We start from the raw sequence: 19,501 nt of genomic DNA on the forward strand, positions 1-19,501 counted from the left end.
GTCACTGGACAACGCGCTTCTCGTGACGAGTGGCCGTACCCCACGGGCTGGGATCGCGGCGCCTTCGAGCAGAACGGAAACCTTGATCATGGCAATGCCGATGACGGCCGCGGAGCTGTACCGCCACGGCCTGCGACTGCTGGTGGAGAAGGACATCCCCGGCTGGGTGGACCTGTGGGACGAGGCCGGCGTCCTCGAGTTCCCCTTCGCGCCCGAGGGCTGGCCGGAGCGGCTGGAGGGCCGGCAGGCCATCGGGGACTACATGCGCCACTACCCCGACCACGTGGACCTCCACGACTTCCCCGACGTGACGATCCACCAGACCACCGTCCCCGAGACGATCGTGGTGGAGATGCGCGGAGTCGGCCGCTTGGTCGAGACCGACAGCCCCTTCGACATGACCTACATCGCCGTGGTCACGGTCAGGGACGGACGCATCACCTCCTACCGCGACTACTGGAACCCCCTCGCCGTTCAGCAGCCCGGCGCCGACTTCGTAGGAGCCAACTGATGAACGCCCCCAGCGCCACCTTGGTCATCGGGGCCACCGGAACCACCGGTAGCCGTGTCGTCGCCGGGCTGGTCGCCGAGGGCCACCGCGTCAAGGCGGCCGGCCGAAGCTCCACCCCGGTGGAGGGTGCGGAGGCTGTCCGCTTCGACTGGAACGAGCCCGCGACCTTCGGTGAGGCCCTCGACGGCGTCGACCGCGTCTACCTCATCCCGCCGATCGGCTCCTCGGACCCGGCCGCGGTGATGCTGCCCTTCCTCCGCGAGGCCCGGTCGGCAGGCGTGCACCGCGCGGTGCTGCTCAGCTCATCCGCGATCCCCGCGGGCGGTCCTGCGGTGGGACAGGTCCACCAGGCCCTGCCCGGCCTGTTCGAGCAGTGGGCGGTGCTGCGGCCGTCCTGGTTCATGCAGAACTTCGCCGGCTCCACTCCCCACGCGCGCAGCATCCGCGAGGACGGCGCCATCCTGACGGCTACGGGAGACGGCCGCGTCGGGTTCATCGACGCGGAGGACATCGCCGCCGTCGCCGTACGTGCCCTGACCGACGAGCAGGCCCCCAACGCCGACCTGATCCTGACCGGGCCGCAGGCGCTGAGCTACGACGACGTCGCCGCGACCATCACCGAGGTCACGGGCCGATCCGTCGTACACCGGCATCTGACGTTCGACCAGCTGCGCGACCGCTGGGCGGCGGAGATACCGCTGGAGTTCGCCACCATGCTGGCGGGCATGGACCGTGCCATCGCCGACGGCGCGGAGGACCGTACCTCGGACACCGTCCAGCGCCTCACCGGCCGCCCACCGGGCACGTTCCACGCCTTCGTCGAACGGGAGTTGTCATGAAACAGCTGATGTTCCATGACGATCCACCCTTCTGGTTCGAGACCCTGCGCAACCTCGGTCTCGCCGCCTACGGCGGCTCGGACGTCGGCGAGGTCATCGCCACCGCCTCTCGCGTCGCTCCCGGCGACTACGACAGCCGGCACGACGCCTGGCTCTCCACCGCCGAACGCCTGGAGGCCGAGGCACACGGAATCCACCCCGTCAGCGCACGCGACGGTCTGCTGTGTGCCTCCAGCCACTGCCGGGCGGCCGAGTCCTTCCTCCACGGCCACCCCGAGGACCCGCGCATCGACCACGTCTACGAGCGCGGCGTCTCCTGGCTTCCGTGACGCCAGCGCCCGCTTCCCCAACGTCACGGCCGCCTACGAGTCGCGCTGGCAGCCGAGCACGACGAGGAAGTGACCGCCTGATCGCCGACGCCCGGGCGCGGGGCGCGATCCTGCGCCGGGCCTTCGACCACAGAAGATCACCTGAACTACTCCACGGCCGAGGAATCCGATCCGCACAAGCCGAACCGGCACCTCACCGCACCGAAGTCGCTTCTCAGCTTCACCGAGGAAGTAGGGGCGGTGACGCCCGCTGACGCCCTGTGCGGGAGTCGCGGCCGGGCGCGAGCCGCCACTCGCGCGAACCCACCGCATATCATTCCCGGGGGCCGGGACAGGCCGAATACCAAGGAGGCCCCGTGGCCCAGCGCACAGAACGCGCGGACGCCCTGCGCAACCGAGAAGCCGTCCTGGCTGCCGCCGACGCCCTCTTCGCGGCCAGCAGCAGCCCCCACAGCGTGTCGATGGACGACATCGCCGCGGCCGCGAGTGTGGGCAAGGGCACCCTCTTCCGCCGCTTCGGCGACCGAGCCGGCCTGATCGGCGCTGTGATCGCCTCCCGCCTCGACCCCCTGCAGCAAGCCGTGCGGGAAGCGCAGGACGCAGCCGGATCCTCATCGCGGCAGCGGGTGCTGGACCTCCTCGATGCCTCCCTCCGCTTCAAGATCGAGAACCGGAACCTGATGACGGCCGCGGAGGACGCCGGGCTCAGCAGCCCCTACCAGGCCGAGCACTACGGCTGGTGGCACGAAATCCTCCGTGCGGCACTGGAACAGGTGCCTGGCGTACACAACGCGGATTTCACGGCCCACGCCCTGCTGGCCGCCATCCGCGCCGACCTCGTGGCGCACCTGATCGACGTCGAGAAGATGACGCCCGAAGGCCTGCGCTCCTCGCTCGCGGCCTACATCGACAGCGTTCTCGGCGGCAGTCCCGATCAGCCCGGCACGCGCAAGGAGGCGTGAGCGACTGCTTCCGGGCTGATGGTTCGGGCTTGGTGCGGCCTTGTATCAGTGACGCGGCTCGGCCCGCGACAGCTGCGCGAGCACGGCGACCCCGCCGGTCAGCCCGGCGAGCACCGGGAGATGACGTTGCCCCACCAGTCGATGCGGACGGCCTGCGTATGCCGGCTTCGTGCAGTGAGCGGTGGGCCCAGACCGTGCCGACGAGCCCGATGGGCACGTTGACCCAGAAGACCGACCGCCAGTCCCACTCCGCCAGCAGCCCGATGAACGAGCCCGCGATGCCGGCGACCATGTCGACGCCGAGCGCCATGCCGCGTTGCCGGGCAGGGAAGGCGTCGGTGATGATCGCGGCGGAATTGGCCATGAGCATCGTGCCCCCGACCGCCTGGACCACCCGCCAGCCGATCAGCCAGAGGGCACCGGGGCCACCGTGGAGCGGGTCCAGGGAGAGCACCACCGAGGTGACGGTGAAGATCAGCAATCCTGCGTTGTAGATCCGTACACGGCCGCGGATGTCGCCGAGGCGGCCGAGGGTGACCACCAGCACAGCCATGATCAGCATGAAACCCATCAGCATCCACAGGGGATAGCCGCGCCGTTGCCGGGCTGGAGCGGTTCCGGATGGATGCCGTTGAAGATGGCGGGCAGCGAGATCAGCACGATCGAGGCGTTGACCGTCGCGATGAGCGTGCCGAGGGTGGTGTTGGACAGCGCCACCCACTTGTAGCGCGGATGATCCACCGTGATGTGGCGGGCTCGTCTCGGCGGGGGATGCCGGACTCGGCCCACGTCGTCCCGGGCGACCGTCAAGTGCCGCCTCTTCTGCGGCATGGACTGCTTTACGGCTCACCTCGGCTCGTCATGGAGACATCGCCATGTGCCCGTCGGCCCTGGCCATGGCCGCTTCGTACGGGTGGGGAGGCCAGGGCGCGTGGCCGACGACGAGAGCGCGCGCCGAGCGCAGTTCGCGCGGACTGTTCCAACCGAGCACACCGACGACGACGCCGTGGTGGCCGTAGGCGTTACGAACCTGCGGTCGGCCCGGTCACCCCGCAGAACGGTGACATCCGCGCCCGGAGGGACGATGCCGTGCACGTGGAGGCAGGTCGTCGTCGGCACCGGAGTCCGACAGGTAGTGCTCGACCGCGCGCCGACGAGGCGTCCGAGCAGTCCGGCCGGGGCAGGCAACAGGAGCGTCGGCGCATCCTGCCGCCCGAGGTCCCCGCCGACGGTGTCCGCCGAGCAGAGCAGGTCCCGTCCGTCCTGCCGCATCGCGTGAAGCGCCGGGTGCGTACTGACGTATGTGCCCAGCGACTGCCCGGTCAACGCGACCGGACGGCCGTGAGGGGGCTGCTGCCGAAGCGCGGTACCCGCAACGGCCCTCCGGCTACGGACAGTTCTCCTTCGGTGGGCTTCGACGTCTGGGTACACCCTCCCAGCGAATGGGTGACTTTCTGCGTCAGAGAACTGTCGGCAGACCTGGGCGTCAGAAGTCCGTCAAGCCGCGCTCGGCGACGGACCGTCGCCACCCTGCGAACCGTGTTCGGCGAGCGTGCCCGCGCTCGCCGCCGTGTGAAGCGCGATGTCAGCCCGAAGCCTCGTTCAAAAGGGCGCGCGCCTTGCGTTCCACCAGGACCGGAACGAAGTCGCGCACGGGTCGCTCACTGAAGGCGGCGTGAGCCGTGGTGACAGCCGCCTCGACCTGATGGGGCGTACGCGTCTCGGCGTAGGTGCTCGTGAGACGTTCGACGACTCCGCGGATAGCGTCTTCCTCGCGCGTCTCGACAGCCACGACGTCCCCTGCCCGAAAGATGTTGCTTCTCAGCTCCCGCTGGAATGGTCACGCGGAAGCACCATGTCGTGGTGATCATTACACTTGGCCGTCGGCGTATCGCGGGAAACCGGCCACGACTGATGGGCCTGAAGAGCGAGGCTCACCAGGGTCAGCAGCAGGTCCATGTCCGTCTCGACTTCGAGGCGTATCGTCACCCAGCGCGAACCGGGCACCAAACGGACCGCGGTCGCGCCCCTGAGGTGGTCTTCGAAACGCCGAATGGCACGGGCGGTGAGGTGCAGGTCAACGTCTTGGTCTGTATGGAAGTGGACGATCTCGTCCTGGACCGAGCGCAGCGCCCGCCCCGTGCCACAGCTTGGCGGTGTCTCCGTGAGGTCCGGCCAGCTCGCCAGTCGCGCCATGGCGCGCAAGGCCAACGTCATGTACCCATCATGCCCAGCTCACCGCGAAGTCACCATGACTTGAGGAACCCGTAAGTGACACGCACCGCCTGAATGTCCGGATAGCAACTCGCCGGCCGACGGGGCTTCTACGGCGCATTGGCCCCCGGCGTCCGCGAGGTGGAAGTCCTCCGGCCCGAGATGCTCACGCCCCGAGCCAGGAGGTGGTCAGAGCCTGCACGGCCGAGCCGTCGGCGTCGGCCAGCTTGACGGCGGTGAAGCCGGCCGCGGACTCGGAGCTCTGGTAGCGGAACCGGGGCTCGGCGGCGGTCAGCGCGCCCACGACGGTCTCCGCGCACTCCCGCGCCGACTGGGCCGCGGAGAACGCCTGCTGGGTGCGGGCCAGATAGCCGTTGATCACCGACTGGTAGTCCCCGGCTCCGGCGACCAGGGCCTCGACGTCCCGGTCGGCCCGCACGTTCGCGACGAACTCGGTGGCCACCGCGCCGGGCTCGATCACGCTCACCGCGACACCGAGCTTGCCGACGACCGGGGCGAGACTCTCCATCCAGCCCTCGACCGCGAACTTGGCCGCGCAATAGGCCTCGTTGAACGGCTGGCCGACCACGCCTCCGACGCTGGTGACCGTGATCAGACGCCCCTCGGCAGCGCGAAGGTGCGGCAGCGCGGCCTTGGTGACCTGGACGACTCCGAAGAAGTTGACCTCCATGACGTCGCGGACGTCGTCGACGCTCTCCAGCTCGATGGTGCCGAGGTGTCCGGCCCCGGCGTTGTTGATCAGCGCGTCCAGTCGTCCGTGGTCGGCGATCACGCTGTCGACGCAGGCCCTGACCGAGTCGGGATCCGTCACGTCGAGCTGTCGGACGTCGGCGTCGGGCAGCCGCTCGAGCAGCGCTGCGGCCTTGGCGGTGTTCCGCATGGTCGCGATGACCTCGTAGCCCGCCTTTGCGGCGAGTACGGCGGTTTCCAGACCGATGCCGGTCGACGTGCCGGTGACGAGGGCGATCTTCATGACGAACCTCCATGGATGCGTGTACACACACATATTAGAGTTGTGTGTGCGTGCACGCAAATTGGTAGACTCACCTGGTGACGGACATCAGGCTCAAGCAGGCAGAACTTCCTGTCGAGGATCAGGCGTACTACCGCCTCGTAGGGGTGAGCAGTGCCCTCACCTCACGCGCGAGCGCCCGACTGGAGGAGGACTTCCGCCTGCCGGCCTCCTGGTTCGAGGTACTGCTCTGGCTCTACCACCAGGACGGGCCGCTGTCGGCCACCGATCTCGGCTCCTGTGCGCTGATCAGCCGAAGCCAGGTCTCCCGGGTGATCGACGCCCTCCAGGCCCGCGAACTGGTCACCCGCGCCCCCTCGGCCGCCGACGCCAGGTCCGTCGAGGTGACCATCACACCGCAGGGCCGCGACCTCTTCGAGCGCGCGGACGCCGCCCGCCGCGAAACCCTGTCTCCAGTCCTGGCGGACAGGCTGGACCCGGCCGAGCTCGAAGAGCTGGCCCGCATACTCCTCAAGCTCAAGGGCTGACGGCGGTATCGGCCGGCGCCGTCCCGGTGCATGTCCGAGGGCACACCGGGACCGGATCGCCGGAAAACTCCGGTTCAACCTGAACCGTCAACACCGGTCAGCGCCGGGGCGAGCCACTCCAGCTGGTCCACGCCCGCCGAAAGGCACTACAGGCGGAATACGGAGCGCGACTCACGGTCCGCTGGGAGCCTGGGCGATGTCCACCACGACCTTGCCTGCCGCGTTGCCCTGTTCGACCGCCGCGTGCGCGTCGGCGACGGAGCCGAGGGTGAAGGCGCGTGGGTCGACCCGTGGCTTGAGGGAGCCCGCTTCGACGAGGGCGGTGGCCTCGCGCATGATCTCGCCGTGGTGTGCGCGGTGGTTGCCGGTGAGCATGGGCATCAGGGTGAACACACCGGAGTAGGTGGCGCCCCGGAAGGAGAGGGGAGCGAGGGCGTGGGTGCCCCAGCCGAGTGCGCTGACGACGTGGCCGGTGTACGTGCGCACGGCGGTGAAGGAGGCGTCGAGCACGGGACCGCCGACGGTGTCGAAGACGATGTCGAAGCCCTCGCCGCCGGTGTGTTCGCCGACGTACTCCGCCACGGACATCGCGGTGCGGTCGATGGGTGTGGCGCCGAGACGCGCGACCGTGTCGGCGTGGGCGGGGGAGGTGGTGGCGTAGACGTCGGCGCCGTGGGAGCGGGCGATCTGGATGGCCACGTGTCCGATGCCACCGGCTCCGCCGTGGATGAGGACCTTGTGTCCGGGGCGGACCCGGGCGCGGTCGATCAGGCCCTCCCACGCCGTGATGAAGACCAGAGGCAGTGCGGCGGCTTCGCGCAGGGTCAGAGCGGCGGGTTTGACGGCCAGCAACCGGGCGTCGACCGCCGCGTACTGGGCGAGGGAGCCCTGGAGGTCGCCGACCCCGCCGGTGAGTCCGTAGACCTCGTCGCCGACTTCGAATCCGGTGACGTCAATACCGACTTGTTCGACCACACCGGCGAGATCGAGGCCGAGTACGGCGGGCAGGACGGTCCGGGCGTGTGCGGCCTTCCCCGCCCGGATCTTGATGTCGAGCGGGTTCACTCCGCTGGCCGCGATCTTCACCAGGACCTCGCCCGGGGCGGGGGTAGGCCGGGGGAGGTCTTTGAGTACCAGGGGTGCCCCGAACTGTTCGAGGATCGCTGCGCGCATGGCCCTGCCTTCCTTCCTGGAAGCTGTTCGTGGGTACGGAGCCGGAGGCGTGCGGTGTCTCGCGGTCACGGGTGTGCCTGGTGGCCTGTTACGGGACGTCGTCGGCCGTGTCGCGGCGGGTGTGGTCGTCGAGCAGGCGCCGGGCCGCGGATCTGGCCTGATCCACCACCGCGCGGTCCTGGAGCAGCCGTCCGGACGTGAGGGCGCCGTCTATCAGGAGGCCGAGGTGGCGGGCGAGGGCGTCGGGGTCGGCGGCGCCCGCCTCGGTGCTGAGCTGTGTCAGCCAGGTGTGACGGCGTTCGGTGTGCTGCACGGTGATGGCCCGGGCCTCGGAGTCGAGCGCGGTCTCGACGGCGGCACTGACGAAAGGGCAGCCGAAGAAGCCGTGCCGGTCGAAGGCGTCCGTCAGTGCGTCGAACAGCCCGGTGATCCGGGCCGCCGCGTCGTCGCCCGCCCGTTCGGCGGCCGCCTCCAGTTGGGCGCGCCACGATATGTCGGTTCTGCGCAGGTAGGCCGCGACCAGCTCGTCCTTGGTGCGGAAGTGGACGTAGAGGGTGGATTTCGCCACCCCTGAGGCGGCGATCACCTGGTCCACGCCGACGCCCCGTAGGCCGTTCGCGTAGAACAGGTCGGCTGCCGTGTCCAGGATCTTCTCGACCGTGTTCGTCCTTCTCGTGCGCGTCGCCATGCGGGCACCTCCCTTAATCGAACAGACTAGTCCGTTCGATTAAGGGCGGCAATGTCGGCCACCGGGATCGACACGCGTTCGCGCCGCACGTTTCGGGCCACCGTCCCGCAGTCCCGCCGTGCGTCTACGGCCCCGAGCCGGGTCTGACCGCCCGATGCCCCGCTCAATGTCTACTTCGACCGATATGATGCGTTTTGTGATCATGTCCGGATGGCTGCGGCGCCGTCGTTCCCTCGGCGGTGGCTGGTGGGAAGCCGCCCCGCTGTCACCGGTTGTCCTCACCCTGCTCATCACCTGCCTGGCGTTCTCCACACCGAGGGAGATCGCCGTCAGCCGACTGCTGCCCGCCGCCCCCGCCCTCGCCGCCGCGATGTGGCCCGTACTCCCCACGATCCTGCTGGGCGCGTTCTGCCTGCTGGTCATGATCGGCCTCAGCTTCGTCTACACCGACCTGGGCACGCAGTACACCGCGGCGGCGATCGTCGCGGTCACCCTGGCGGCCGCCTACGCGAGCCATGTCCGACTTCAGCGCGAGGAGGCGCTCTTCCACATCCGCCTCGTCGCCGACGCGGCCCAGAAGGTATTGCTGCGCCCTCTGCCACGCCGCATGGATGACGTCGAGATCGAGTCGCTGTATCTGGCGGCCCAACAACAGGCCCGGATCGGCGGCGACTTCTATGAAGCCGCCGCCACGTCGTACGGGGTCCGGCTGCTCATCGGCGACGTACGCGGCAAGGGCCTGTCCGCGGTGGGGGCGGCCTCGGCGGTGATCAGCTGCTTCAGGGAGGCCGCGTACGACGAGCCCGATCTGAGAGGCGTCATCCATCGTCTGGAGATCAGCATCAACCGCTACAGCGCCGCGTTTCCGGCGCAGGACCTGCCGGAGCGCTTCGCCACCGCTCTCATCGTCGAGATCCCGCACGACGGCGGCCACGTCAGACTTCTCAACTGTGGGCACCCTCCGCCGTTGCTCGCGCATCACGGGAAGATCCGCGTCCTGGATCCCACCGCTCCCTCGCCGCCCCTGCACCTCGCGTCGCTCATCGGAGACCACTACTGCGTCGACACCGTCGACTTCACCCCGGGCGACCAGCTACTGCTCTACACCGACGGCGTATCGGAGACCCGGGGCCGCACAGGCGAGTTCTTCCCGCTCCCGGACTGGATGCGGCGGCAGGGCCCGAGGCCGCCCCGTGAGCTGCTCGACCGGCTTCACCAGGACCTGCTGCACTACAGCGGCGGCAGGCTCAACGACGACATCGCGGCCCTCGCGGTGAGGCGCCCGAGCACCCAGGCACCGGAGTACCCGGTGTAGGTGGCCGGATGCCGTGGCCCGGGCCCGCGGTCGGGTCCGTGGTGCGGCGCGGGCGGTGACGCAACGAAGTCGGCCAAGACTCGTTGATCACCGCATGAAGAACGTCATCATGCGGCGGCAGTTGCGCGTCCTGGCCACGGTTGCCGCCCTGACGCTGGGAGCTGCGGGCGCGGGAAGCGCACCGGCAAGCCCGGCGGCTCGGGGTTGCCCCACTGCGGAGGTCTTCGCCACCGACAACACCGCGATCATCACGGATCCGGCCGACTCCCGGCTCCACACCCGCCTGACGCGCTTCGACCACGAGGTGCGCGAGATCATCCACGCCAACGGTGCCAGGCCCGGCTCCTCGACCCTCCTGGACGGCGTCTTCTGGTCCGGCGACCTCAAGAAAGCCACCTACGAGCGTTCACGCGAGTTCGACGTCGACCAGGTCGGCCGCGACGGGCTCCACCACATCGCCGACGTCGTCGCCAAGCAGTACCACCAGGAATCGGTGCTCACGTTCCGCTGCCTGCCGCGCACCTCGCCGGACATCGACGCGGTCGAGATCCAGGTTCCCGGCGTGAGCCGGACCCGTCTGCATGACGCGCTGCTCGCGGACGCGGAGGCCCGCGACCGGCTCGGCGGCGGCTCGGTCACCCTGGAGGGGCGGCTCATCCTCATCGCCCCGCTCGCCGACCTGCCGGTGGCCCAGAGGTTCACGGCCGAACTCGGCGTCGACTGGAACCGAGCCGAGGTGCGCTACGGGGACGAGGAGTTCGTGAGCTGAAACCCTGTCCCCGCCCGGCTGAACGTCACGCGCGTCGGCCGGACGCACGACAGGGAGCGAGGGTTGCGGTGTCAGCAACGTGAAGGGGCGGTATCCGTCGGCTCTCCGTCGCGCACTCAGTGCGCGGGCCACGGACACCGCCCCGACGGAGACGGCTACAGCCGTGTCCGATGGGTCGCGTGCTCCCACAGTCGCGACCCTCCTGCACCCGTGTCAGCCATCACGGGGCGCAGGCGGCTTGGACGGCGACGCCGGTCGGCCTGAGGGTGGAACACCTCACGAGGCCATCAGCTCCCGCACCCGCGGGGCCACCTTGGTGCCGAAGAGCTCGATGGTGGTCATGAGCGTCTCGTGCGGCAGACCGTTCATCCCGTACTTGAGGTCGAAGCGGCTCGCGTCGAGCTCCCGGAGGGTGATGGCGATCTTCTGTGCCACGGTCTCCGGTGATCCGACGAACAGCCCGCCGCCGGGACCGACATCGTTCATGAAGTGCTCGAATGCCGGGACGCGGAATCCTCGCTGCCGGGCCATCATGCGCATCGTCTTCTCGTAGTACGGCCAGAACTCCTCCACCGCCTGCTCGTCGGTCGCGGCCACATGCCCCGGACTGTGCACGCCGACCGGCACATCGGGTCGGCCGAACTTCTCCAGCGCCTGACGGAAGAGCTGCGAGAAGGGGGCGAACCGCGCGGTCGGACCGCTGATGATCGCGAGCATCAGCGGGAATCCGTAGCGTGCGGCACGGACGACGGACTGAGGATTTCCGCCGACACCGATCCAGGTGGGGATCGCTCCGGACTCGCTGTGCGGGTAGACGGGCTGGTTCGCCAGTGCCGGCCGGGTGCTGCCGGACCAGGAGACGGGCTTCTCCTTCCGCAGTTCGGCGAAGAGGCCGACCTTCTCCTCGAACAGGGTGTCGTAATCGCCGAGGTCGTAGCCGAACAGCGGGAAGGACTCCGTGCTCGAGCCCCGGCCGAGAATCACCTCGGCACGGCCGTCGGACACGGCGTCGAGGGTCGCGTACCGCTGGTAGACCCGAACGGGATCGTCCGAGCTGATCACGGTGACACCGGATCCCAGACGTATGCGCGAAGTACGCGACGCGATCGCCCCGAGCACCACGTCCGCCGCCGAGAGCGGCATCCAGTCGACGTGGTGCTCACCGATGGCGAAGTGGTCGAGTCCGGCCTCATCGGCGAGGACACCCTCCGCCACCAGGTTACGGATCGTCTCGCCGTGCGAGAGCGGTCGGCCCTGGGCGTCGTCGGTCACGTCGCCGAACGTGTCCAGCCCAAGCGTGATCGGGTGTCCACCCGCGGGGGAGGCAGCACGTTCTGACATCGGCGGATTTCTCATTTCCCGTAACGGTCGAAAGGTGGCTCAGGACCCGCACCCCGCACCGGTGTCGGACGCCGCTGCGGGGCACGGGTGGGCGGCGCCCCGTGATTCCTCGCGTCAGGCGGCGCGCAGCGGAGCGAGGGCGTTGCTCCACGCCACGACCTGGTCGAGGGTGGCGGTGACGGCGTCACGGTGGCTGTCGGCGGGCTTGAAGACGCTGAAGTTCTCGAAGTCGGTGAACAGGGACAGCGCCACCTGGGAGCGGACGTCCGCCATCTGCAGTTCACCCGCGATCAGGCGCAGGTGCTCGACGGCGCGGACGCCGCCGGTGGAGCCGTAACTGACGAAGCCGACGGCCTTGTTGGCCCACTCGGCCGCCAGGAAGTCGATGGCGTTCTTCAGCGCGCCGGGCACCGAGTGGTTGTACTCGGGGGTCACGATGACGAAGCCGTCGAACGAGGCGATCTTCGCGGCCCACTGCTGTGTGTGGGGCTGGCTGTACTGGCCCATCGCCGGCGGGTAGGCCTCATCCAGCAGCGGCAGCTTGTAGTCCACGAGGTCGACGAGTTCGTACTGTGCGTCGGCGCGGTGCGTGGCCAGCTCGTGCACCCAGTGGGCGACGGCCTCGCCGTTGCGTCCGGGGCGCGTGCTGCCGAGGATGATGCCGATCCTGGTCATGGTGTGCACCTTCGCTTGTATGTGTGCTTGCTGAGTCAAGTAAATGTATGAGTGCTTGCCGTGTCAAGGAGATAGGCTGTGAGGCATGCCCTACGACGAACAGCCCCTGCGCCCCATGGACCAGACCGAGGAAGCGCTCGTGCGCGCTCTGGCCCACGTCATGATGGCGCTGCCACGACTGGTGGACGCGGACATGCTCGGCGACGGAGGGCTGCCCCTTTCCGAGTACACCCCGCTCATGTTCCTGTCCGAGGCGCCCCACCGCCGGATGCGGATGAGTGAGCTCGCCACCGCCTGCAATCTTTCGCTCAGCGGGATGACGCGTGTCGTCAACCGCCTCGAAAAGCAGGGATTCGTCCAACGAGCCAAGTGCCAGGAAGACCTGCGCGGTTGGAACGCCGTCCTCACCGACGACGGCCTCGCCCGCCTTCAGGAGGCCTGGCCCGCCCACTTGGCCAGCATCCGACGGCACGTTCTCGACAACCTCGCCGGCCATGACCTCGCCGCACTCACCGCCGCACTCGAACGCGTGGCGACGACATCCTGACCGGGGGGCGCCGCCTCAGCGCTCCAGGACCAGGGCCAGGCCCTGCCCGACGCCGATGCAGAGCGCGGCCAGGCCCGTGCCCGAGCCGGCTTCCGCGAGCTGATGGGCAACCGCTCCGGTGATACGAGCACCGGAGGCGCCGAGGGGATGCCCGAGGGCGACGGCGCCGCCCTTCGGGTTCAGGATGCCGGAGTCGAGTTCCGGCAGGGCGGCGAGACAGCCCAGCGCCTGGGCGGCGTATGCCTCGTTGAGCTCGACGGTGTGCAGGGCGTCGAAGGTGCGGCCCGCCTTCGTCAGGGCCTTGCGGATGGCGTCGACCGGGCCGAGACCGAAGTACTGCGGCTCGATGCCCGTCACGGCACTGGCGCGGATCCGGGCCAGCGGCTCACGGCCCGTCTCGGCCAGCCCGGCCTCGTCGACCAGCAGCAGGGCCGCCGCGCCGTCGTTGAGGGGCGAGGCGTTGCCGGCCGTGACCGTGCCGCCGGCGCGGAAGACCGGCTTGAGGCGGGCCAGCGCTTCGAGTGAGGTGTCGTCCCGGATCCCCTCGTCGCGGGGCAGGTCCACACTCTCGACGGGGACCACCTCGGCGTCGTACGCACCGTCCTTCCACGCCCGGGCGGCCTTCTCGTGACTGGCGAGCGCGAAGGCGTCCTGGGCCTCGCGGGTGATGCCGTACTTGTCGGCGATCAGCTCGGCGCTCTCGCCGAGCGGGATGGTCCACGCGTCGGGCATCCGCGGGTTGACCATCCGCCAGCCGAGGGTGGTGGAGTACAACTCCTGGTTGCCGACCGGGAAGGCCCGCTCCGGTTTGGGCAGGACCCACGGGGCGCGGCTCATGGACTCCACTCCGCCGGCCACGGTGACGGAGGCATCGCCGAGCGCCACCGCGCGGGCGGCCTGGATGACCGCCTCCATCCCCGAGCCGCACAACCGGTTGACGGTGGTTCCGGGGACCGTCACGGGCAGACCGGCCAGCAGCACGGCCATACGGGCGACGTCCCGGTTGTCCTCCCCGGCGCCGTTGGCGTTTCCGAAGAACACGTCACCGATGAGGGACGGGTCCAGGGCGGGACTGCGGCGGAGCAGTTCACGTACGACTCCGGCGGCGAGGTCGTCCGGGCGCACGGCGGACAGGGCACCGCCGTATCGGCCGATCGGGGTGCGGACGGCGTCGACGACGTAGACGTCCCGCAGGCGCTCGTTCATCGGGACTCCTTGTGGTGGAGGGGAGTTGGGGAGGGGGGAGTGCTGGATCGGGGTCAGGCGACGGGGTCCGGCACGCGCACGGGCGCGGCGGTACGGCTGACGATCTCGTCCGTGCTGACGCCGGGAGCGGTCTCCACGAGGACGAGTCCGTCCTCGGTGACGTCCAGCACGCCGAGGTCGGTGATGACCCGGTCGACGCAGGCCGCACCGGTGAGAGGCAGAGTGCACGCGGCGACGAGCTTCGCACTGCCGTCCTTGGCGCAGTGGTCCATGACGACGACGACTCGGCGGGCGCCGTGGATGAGGTCCATCGCACCGCCCATGCCCTTCACCATCTTGCCCGGGATCATCCAGTTGGCGAGATCTCCGGTGGCGGAGACCTGCATGGCTCCCAGAATGGCGGTGTCGATGTGACCGCCCCTGATCATTCCGAAGGACAACGCGGAGTCGAAGAAACTCGCACCCGGCAGTACGGTGACCGTCTCCTTGCCCGCGTTGATCAGATCGGGGTCCACGTCCTCCTCGGCCGGGTACGGCCCGACGCCGAGCACCCCGTTCTCCGACTGGAGCACCACGTGCACTCCTTCGGGCACGTGCTCGGGCACCAGCGTGGGCAGTCCGATGCCGAGGTTGACGTAGTCGCCGTCCTGGATCTCCGCCGCCGCGCGCGCGGCCATCTCGTTCCTGGTCCATGGCATCAGTGCCGCACCGTCCCTCGTGCCGACGGCGCGGAGACAGTGCGCCGTTCGATGTGTTTGTCCGCGGCCTGCTCCGGCGTCAGTTCCACCACACGCTGGACGAACACGCCGGGGAGATGGATCTCGTCCGGGTCGAGCTCGCCGGGCTCGGCCAGCTGCTCGACCTCGGCGATCGTGACGCGGCCGGCCATCGCGGCGAGCGGGTTGAAGTTACGGGCCGAGCGGTGGAAGACGAGATTGCCGTGGCGGTCGCCCCTGGCCGCCCGCACCAGTGCGAAGTCGGTGGTGATGCCGCGTTCGAGCACATGACGCCGGCCGTCGAACTCGCGGACCTCCTTGGGAGGTGAGGTGACGGCCACGGTGCCGTCGGGGGCGTAGCGCCAGGGCAGGCCGCCCTCGGCTACCTGGGTACCGACACCGGCGGGCGTGAAGAAGGCGGGGATGCCGCATCCGCCGGCGCGCAGGCGCTCGGCGAGCGTGCCCTGCGGCGTCAGTTCGACCAGCAGTTCACCGGAGAGGTACTGGCGGGCGAACTCCTTGTTGTCGCCGACGTACGAGCCGGTGACGCGGGCTATGCGACCGGCGGCGAGCAGGATGCCCAGACCGCCGCCGTCCACGCCGCAGTTGTTGGAGACCACGCTCAGCCCGGTCGCACCGGTCGCGTACAGCGCGCGGATCAGCACGTCGGGGACGCCGCTGAGGCCGAAACCGCCCACGGCCAGGGACGCTCCGTCCATGACGCCGGCCAGTGCCTCCTCGGCCGTGGCAACCACCTTGTCCATGTGCACTGCGCTCCGTTCCGGTCCGGCAGACTCGCCCCGAGCGGTGTCTGCCTCTGTTCGGGTTTCCGTGTGGGGTGTGGGTGTGTGGCTGTACGCGGGTGCCGCGTCGCGGTCGTCAACGGTGCAGTACGGTCCTCAGGGCTTCGAGCAGCTCGCCGTATGCCGCGGAACCGGCGTCCGGCGCCGAGGAGGCCCGCCAGGCGATGTGTCCGTCCGGGCGGACGAGCAGGCACCCGTCCTCGGCCACCTCCGATGTCCGGCGCCACTCGCCGTAGGCGTCGCGGCTGTCCTCGGCACCGATGCGGACGCACTTCAGGGGAATCCCCAGAGCTTCGGCGCAGTCGGCCGCGGCCGACTCCCACACGCCACCCGACAGGCCGGTGACCAGCGTGAGGGTGCCCTTGCCGACGACGTCCAGTGTGGACAGGCGGTGGCCGTTGCCGTCGACGAGCCAGGCGTGCGGGAGTTTCGCGCCGGGGCGGGTCGTCGGCCGGTGGAAGAGCTCCGGATCCCGGGTCCATTCCTCGGCGGCGCCGGTGTCCTGGACGACCGCGGAGGAGTCGTAGCGCTGGTTCATCTCCACGCCATGGGCGTTGAACTCGTAGTTCTTGAGCTGAATGGCCTCTTCCAGCGCCTGCCGTCGCTTGGTGCCCTCGGCCGTCCCGCTGCGGCACGCGGCGAGACCGTCGACGATGTCCTCCTCCTCGCTGTACTCGTCGAGTCCCAGTGCCTGGAAGATCGGGCCGAACTGGTCACGGCTGAGGTTGGCGCGATCGACGATCTGCCGGCCGACCGGTGCCCGCTCCGCGGTGTACGTGTCGAGGAGCCCCGGGCCGGCCTGCCCGCGGATGACCATGGCGAGCTTCCAGGCGAGGTTGTACGAGTCCTGGATCGAGGTGTTGGAACCGAGGCCGTTGGACGGCGGGTGCCGGTGCACCGCGTCCCCTGCGCAGAAGACCCGCCCGGACGAATATGTCGTGGCATAGCTGTGGTTGACCGTCCACAGCGAGCTCGACATGATCTCGACGGGAATGTCGCGGTCGCCGATGAGGTCGTGGACGATGTCACGGGCGGTCGCCTCGTCCATGTGGGGCGGGGGCTGCTCGATGTCGTATCCCCACACCAGCAGCCATTCGTTCCACGGCCGCACCATGCGCACCAGCCCCATGCCGATGCCGCCCATGTGGGCGCCGGGACGCATCACCCAGTACAGAACGCTCGGGCGGTGGGCCACGTGCCGGGACAGGTCGGCCTTGAAGACGATGTTCATGCTGCCGGCCTTGCCGCTCTGCCCGTCGATCGGCAGTCCGATCTGCTCCGCCACGCCGCTGCGGCCGCCGTCCGCGCCGATCAGGTAGCGGGCTCGCACGGTGAACTCGTCGCCGCGCACCCGGTCCCGGAGCCGGGCGGTGACGCCGTCGGCGTCCTGTTCCAGGCTGAGGAACTCGGTGTCGAAACGGATCTTGGCTCCTCGCGCCGCGGCGTTCTTCACCAGGATCGGTTCCAGGAAGGTCTGCGGAAGGTCGATCATCTGCGCGGGGCTGGCGGCACCGTACTCGGTCGCCGCGTGCGGGCCGGTGCCCCAGCTGCGGATCCGGCCGATCTCCTCGCCGGCCAGGGCGGTGCACAGAACGGTGTCGCCCATGAGTTCGGCGGGGCTGCCGGCCGCGGCGGCTTCGCCGTCCACGCCGAGGTCGCGCAGTACCTCCATCGTGCGCTGGTTGGTGATGTGCGCACGGGGGGTGTCGGCCAGCCAGCCGTACTTGGTGACGAGCAGCGTGCGAATGCCGTACGTGGCCAGGAGCAGGGCCGCGGATCCACCGGCGGGGCCACTGCCGACCACGAGGACGTCGGTGTCGTAGGTGTGGGTCGAGTCCATGAGACTGCTCCAGGTCAGTGTGCGGGGCCGTCGGCCAGGCGGGCGATGCGGAAGGTGAACTGCAGGCTGCGCCACTCCCCGTCGACGGCACGGCCGTCCGGGGTCGGCCCGATCCGGGGTGTGAAATCCACGATCAGGCCCTCCTTGACGCCGAACACGGTGTCGGAGTCGATGTAGTGGCCGCCCTTCACGAACAGCTGGGTGATCAGGCGCTGGTGACCGGCGGCGGAGATCATGAAGTGCAGGTGGGGCGCACGGTAGGGATGACGTTCGACGGCTTGGAGCAGCTGTCCCACCGGTCCGTCGTCCGGGATCGGGTACTCGGCCGGCAGGGTCGTCCAGAAGCGCAGGCGTCCCTGCTCATCGGTGCGCAGGCGGCCCCGCAGCACCGGTCCGTCGAACTCGGGCAGCTGGACGTCGTAGAAACCGTCCTTGTTGGCCTGCCAGACGTCCGTGACGGCATCCGGCACGGGCCGTCCGTCCGTGTCGGTGATGAGGATGTCGGCCCACAGAGGAGTGCCGGCCACGCCCTGTGAGATGTCGCCGCCCTGTGCGGTTTCCGGCGGCCCGTCCGTGTAGAAGGGGCCGAGGACCGCTGACGGTGTGGTCTGCGGGGTGCGTGAATGGGTGAGCAGGTCGACGATGCTGGAGACCCCGAGCGTGTCGGACAGCAGCACGAACTCCTGGCGGGTGCTGGTGGAGATCTGTCCGGTACGGGTCAGGAAGTCGATGGCCCGCTCCCACTCGGATTCGGTGACGTCATTGCTCGTCACGAAGTGGTGCAGGTGCCGTACGAGGTCGCTGATCAGCTGCCTGCCCCGCGGATCGGGTGCGTCCGCGAAGCTCTCCACCACCTGAGCGGTCAGGCGCTCCACGTCCGAAGCCACTCCGTGCTCCGCGGGGGCCGACGGCCCAGGGGTTCGCGGAGCAGGAGTCGGCGCCGCGGGAACCGTCGGACGGCGGCCCTGCCAGGCGTCGCGCAACAGGCTCTCGATTCCCGTGGGCGTCAGCTCACGGGGGTTGGGGTATGGCGTGGCGACCGCCAGCCGCGCGGCCTGCGCCAGTTCCGCCTCCGCCATGCCCAGCTCACGCAGCGAGGTGGGGCCCCCGAGCAAGGTGATCAGGTCGAACATCCCGCTCGGAGCGTCCGGCACGCCGAGTGCGCCGGCGATGCGACTCATGGCGTCCCCGGCGGCCGGGGCGTTGTAGGCCATCGCGTGCGGCAGGATCACGGTGTGCGTCGCGGCGTGCGCCAAGTCGAAGGCGCCCCCCAGCGTGTGGCACAGCTTGTGATGCAGGCCCATACCGACGGAGCCGAGGCAGGTACCGGCCAGCCACGCGGCATGCAGGAGGTCGGCGCGTGCCGCGGTGTCGGACGGCTCGGCCACGAGCGCCGGCAGGGCGCGGGCGCTCAGCGCGATCGCGTCGAGCGCCATGGCGTCGATGACAGGGTTCGCCTGTGGCGCGTACAGGGCTTCCACGGCGTGGGCCATGGCGTTGACCGCGCTGGTGACCGACAGGCCCACCGGCAGGCCGAGGGTGAACTCGACGTCGTAGACGACGGTCTCGGGCAGGATCGCGGGGGAGGCCACGGTGGTCTTGCGTCCGTCCTGCGTCTCGCCGAGGACGGGGGTGACTTCGGAACCCGCGTAGGTGGTGGGAAGGATCAGCTGCGGCAGATCGGTGCGGAGCGCGAGTGCCTTGGCCAGCCCCGTGGTGGAACCGCCGCCGACGGCCACCAGGCAGTCGGCGGAGTGTTTCCGCAGGACGTCGAGGGCCCGTTCGGTCACGTCGACCGGAGTGTGCATGGTGGCACCGTCGAACTCCGCCACGATGACGTCACCGAGGGCATCACGCACCCGGGCGGCGGCCTTGGCCACCGACGGAGTGGACAGGAGGAGGACTCGGGAACAGCCGAGTCGCTCGACCTCCTCGCGGACCTGGCTGACCGTTCCGGTGCCGAAGACGATCCGCGAGGGATGGGAGGTGTACACGAAATTCCTCATGGGGGTCCGCCTTCGCGTTGCCGTGGGTCCCTGAATTTCTGACACC

The 19,501-nt window shown here is 69.6% G+C and carries 20 protein-coding genes and 1 pseudogene; 8 read left to right on the forward strand and 13 right to left on the reverse strand.

Annotation, left to right across the window (positions count from 1 at the left end):
• Positions 1–88: 88 nt before the first annotated feature.
• The 4 genes from ACZ7M2_RS28485 (at position 89) to ACZ7M2_RS28500 (ending at position 2,641) form a co-directional block, all read left to right on the forward strand.
• Positions 89–511: a nuclear transport factor 2 family protein gene (locus ACZ7M2_RS28485; RefSeq protein WP_471597688.1), complete on the forward strand. Its 423-nt coding sequence runs from the start codon at positions 89–91 to the stop codon at positions 509–511.
• Positions 511–1,350, forward strand: coding sequence for an NmrA family NAD(P)-binding protein (locus ACZ7M2_RS28490; RefSeq protein WP_471597689.1), 840 nt, complete (start codon positions 511–513; stop codon positions 1,348–1,350). Before ACZ7M2_RS28485 ends, ACZ7M2_RS28490 begins: the two co-directional genes overlap by 1 nt.
• Positions 1,347–1,679 carry a hypothetical protein gene (locus ACZ7M2_RS28495; protein ID WP_471597690.1) on the forward strand — a complete coding sequence of 111 codons (333 nt, stop codon included), beginning with the start codon at positions 1,347–1,349 and terminating at the stop codon, positions 1,677–1,679. Before ACZ7M2_RS28490 ends, ACZ7M2_RS28495 begins: the two co-directional genes overlap by 4 nt.
• A gap of 356 nt (positions 1,680–2,035) precedes the next feature.
• On the forward strand, positions 2,036–2,641 hold the full coding sequence (locus ACZ7M2_RS28500) for a TetR/AcrR family transcriptional regulator (RefSeq protein WP_471597691.1): 606 nt from the start codon (positions 2,036–2,038) through the stop codon (positions 2,639–2,641).
• Positions 2,642–2,763: 122 nt separating this feature from the next.
• Here the strand turns inward: ACZ7M2_RS28500 and ACZ7M2_RS28505 are convergent.
• The 4 genes and pseudogenes from ACZ7M2_RS28505 to ACZ7M2_RS28520 all read right to left on the reverse strand — a co-directional run.
• Positions 2,764–3,430: pseudogene (locus ACZ7M2_RS28505) on the reverse strand (MFS transporter); the annotation flags it as partial.
• Between the two features lie 796 nt (positions 3,431–4,226).
• Positions 4,227–4,433 (reverse strand): three-helix bundle dimerization domain-containing protein, encoded by a 207-nt coding sequence (locus ACZ7M2_RS28510; RefSeq protein ID WP_471597692.1) that lies wholly within the window; start codon positions 4,431–4,433, stop codon positions 4,227–4,229.
• Positions 4,434–4,462: 29 nt separating this feature from the next.
• Positions 4,463–4,858 carry a luciferase domain-containing protein gene (locus tag ACZ7M2_RS28515; protein WP_471597693.1) on the reverse strand — a complete coding sequence of 132 codons (396 nt, stop codon included), beginning with the start codon at positions 4,856–4,858 and terminating at the stop codon, positions 4,463–4,465.
• A 163-nt stretch (positions 4,859–5,021) separates the two neighbouring features.
• Positions 5,022–5,849, reverse strand: coding sequence for an SDR family oxidoreductase (locus tag ACZ7M2_RS28520; protein WP_471597694.1), 828 nt, complete (start codon positions 5,847–5,849; stop codon positions 5,022–5,024).
• A gap of 77 nt (positions 5,850–5,926) precedes the next feature.
• On the opposite strand from ACZ7M2_RS28520, the gene ACZ7M2_RS28525 reads away from it, so the two are divergent.
• Positions 5,927–6,376, forward strand: coding sequence for a MarR family winged helix-turn-helix transcriptional regulator (locus ACZ7M2_RS28525; RefSeq protein WP_471597695.1), 450 nt, complete (start codon positions 5,927–5,929; stop codon positions 6,374–6,376).
• 171 nt (positions 6,377–6,547) lie between these two features.
• Here the strand turns inward: ACZ7M2_RS28525 and ACZ7M2_RS28530 are convergent, their stop codons facing one another.
• Entirely contained in the window at positions 6,548–7,549 is a 1,002-nt protein-coding gene (locus ACZ7M2_RS28530; protein WP_471597696.1) for a zinc-dependent alcohol dehydrogenase family protein, read from the reverse strand.
• Between the two features lie 88 nt (positions 7,550–7,637).
• The gene (locus ACZ7M2_RS28535) at positions 7,638–8,237 is read right to left on the reverse strand and encodes a TetR/AcrR family transcriptional regulator (RefSeq protein WP_471597697.1); all 600 of its coding nucleotides are present in this window, start codon (positions 8,235–8,237) and stop codon (positions 7,638–7,640) included.
• 196 nt (positions 8,238–8,433) lie between these two features.
• Between ACZ7M2_RS28535 and ACZ7M2_RS28540 the strand changes: the two genes are divergently transcribed.
• Together ACZ7M2_RS28540 and ACZ7M2_RS28545 are read left to right on the forward strand one after the other, a co-directional pair.
• Complete coding sequence (locus ACZ7M2_RS28540) at positions 8,434–9,552, forward strand: PP2C family protein-serine/threonine phosphatase (protein ID WP_471597698.1); 1,119 nt, start codon at positions 8,434–8,436, stop codon at positions 9,550–9,552.
• A gap of 94 nt (positions 9,553–9,646) precedes the next feature.
• Positions 9,647–10,321: a hypothetical protein gene (locus ACZ7M2_RS28545; protein WP_471597699.1), complete on the forward strand. Its 675-nt coding sequence runs from the start codon at positions 9,647–9,649 to the stop codon at positions 10,319–10,321.
• 276 nt (positions 10,322–10,597) lie between these two features.
• Here ACZ7M2_RS28545 and ACZ7M2_RS28550 read toward each other — a convergent pair whose 3' ends face one another.
• Both ACZ7M2_RS28550 and ACZ7M2_RS28555 read right to left on the reverse strand, forming a co-directional pair.
• On the reverse strand, positions 10,598–11,662 hold the full coding sequence (locus tag ACZ7M2_RS28550) for an LLM class flavin-dependent oxidoreductase (protein ID WP_471597700.1): 1,065 nt from the start codon (positions 11,660–11,662) through the stop codon (positions 10,598–10,600).
• Between the two features lie 114 nt (positions 11,663–11,776).
• The gene (locus tag ACZ7M2_RS28555) at positions 11,777–12,337 is read right to left on the reverse strand and encodes an NADPH-dependent FMN reductase (protein ID WP_352047474.1); all 561 of its coding nucleotides are present in this window, start codon (positions 12,335–12,337) and stop codon (positions 11,777–11,779) included.
• Positions 12,338–12,422: 85 nt separating this feature from the next.
• Here ACZ7M2_RS28555 and ACZ7M2_RS28560 point away from each other — a divergent pair, with 85 nt between their 5' ends.
• Positions 12,423–12,884: a MarR family winged helix-turn-helix transcriptional regulator gene (locus tag ACZ7M2_RS28560; RefSeq protein WP_471597701.1), complete on the forward strand. Its 462-nt coding sequence runs from the start codon at positions 12,423–12,425 to the stop codon at positions 12,882–12,884.
• 15 nt (positions 12,885–12,899) lie between these two features.
• On the opposite strand, the gene ACZ7M2_RS28565 is transcribed toward ACZ7M2_RS28560, so the two are convergent.
• From ACZ7M2_RS28565 to ACZ7M2_RS28585, 5 genes are all read right to left on the reverse strand, one after another.
• Entirely contained in the window at positions 12,900–14,090 is a 1,191-nt protein-coding gene (locus ACZ7M2_RS28565) for a thiolase family protein (protein ID WP_471597702.1), read from the reverse strand.
• 53 nt (positions 14,091–14,143) lie between these two features.
• Positions 14,144–14,788 carry a CoA transferase subunit B gene (locus ACZ7M2_RS28570; protein ID WP_352047477.1) on the reverse strand — a complete coding sequence of 215 codons (645 nt, stop codon included), beginning with the start codon at positions 14,786–14,788 and terminating at the stop codon, positions 14,144–14,146.
• The gene (locus tag ACZ7M2_RS28575) at positions 14,788–15,570 is read right to left on the reverse strand and encodes a CoA transferase subunit A (RefSeq protein WP_352047478.1); all 783 of its coding nucleotides are present in this window, start codon (positions 15,568–15,570) and stop codon (positions 14,788–14,790) included. Before ACZ7M2_RS28575 ends, ACZ7M2_RS28570 begins: the two co-directional genes overlap by 1 nt.
• 115 nt (positions 15,571–15,685) lie before the next feature.
• Positions 15,686–17,449, reverse strand: a complete 1,764-nt coding sequence (locus tag ACZ7M2_RS28580) for an FAD-dependent oxidoreductase (RefSeq protein ID WP_471597703.1) — start codon at positions 17,447–17,449, stop codon at positions 15,686–15,688.
• A gap of 14 nt (positions 17,450–17,463) precedes the next feature.
• Positions 17,464–19,455, reverse strand: coding sequence for a maleylacetate reductase and hydroxyquinol 1,2-dioxygenase domain-containing protein (locus ACZ7M2_RS28585; protein ID WP_471597704.1), 1,992 nt, complete (start codon positions 19,453–19,455; stop codon positions 17,464–17,466).
• Between the last annotated feature and the right edge of the window lie 46 nt (positions 19,456–19,501).

The sequence above is a fragment of the Streptomyces sp. NPDC111507 genome, from assembly GCF_055638955.1.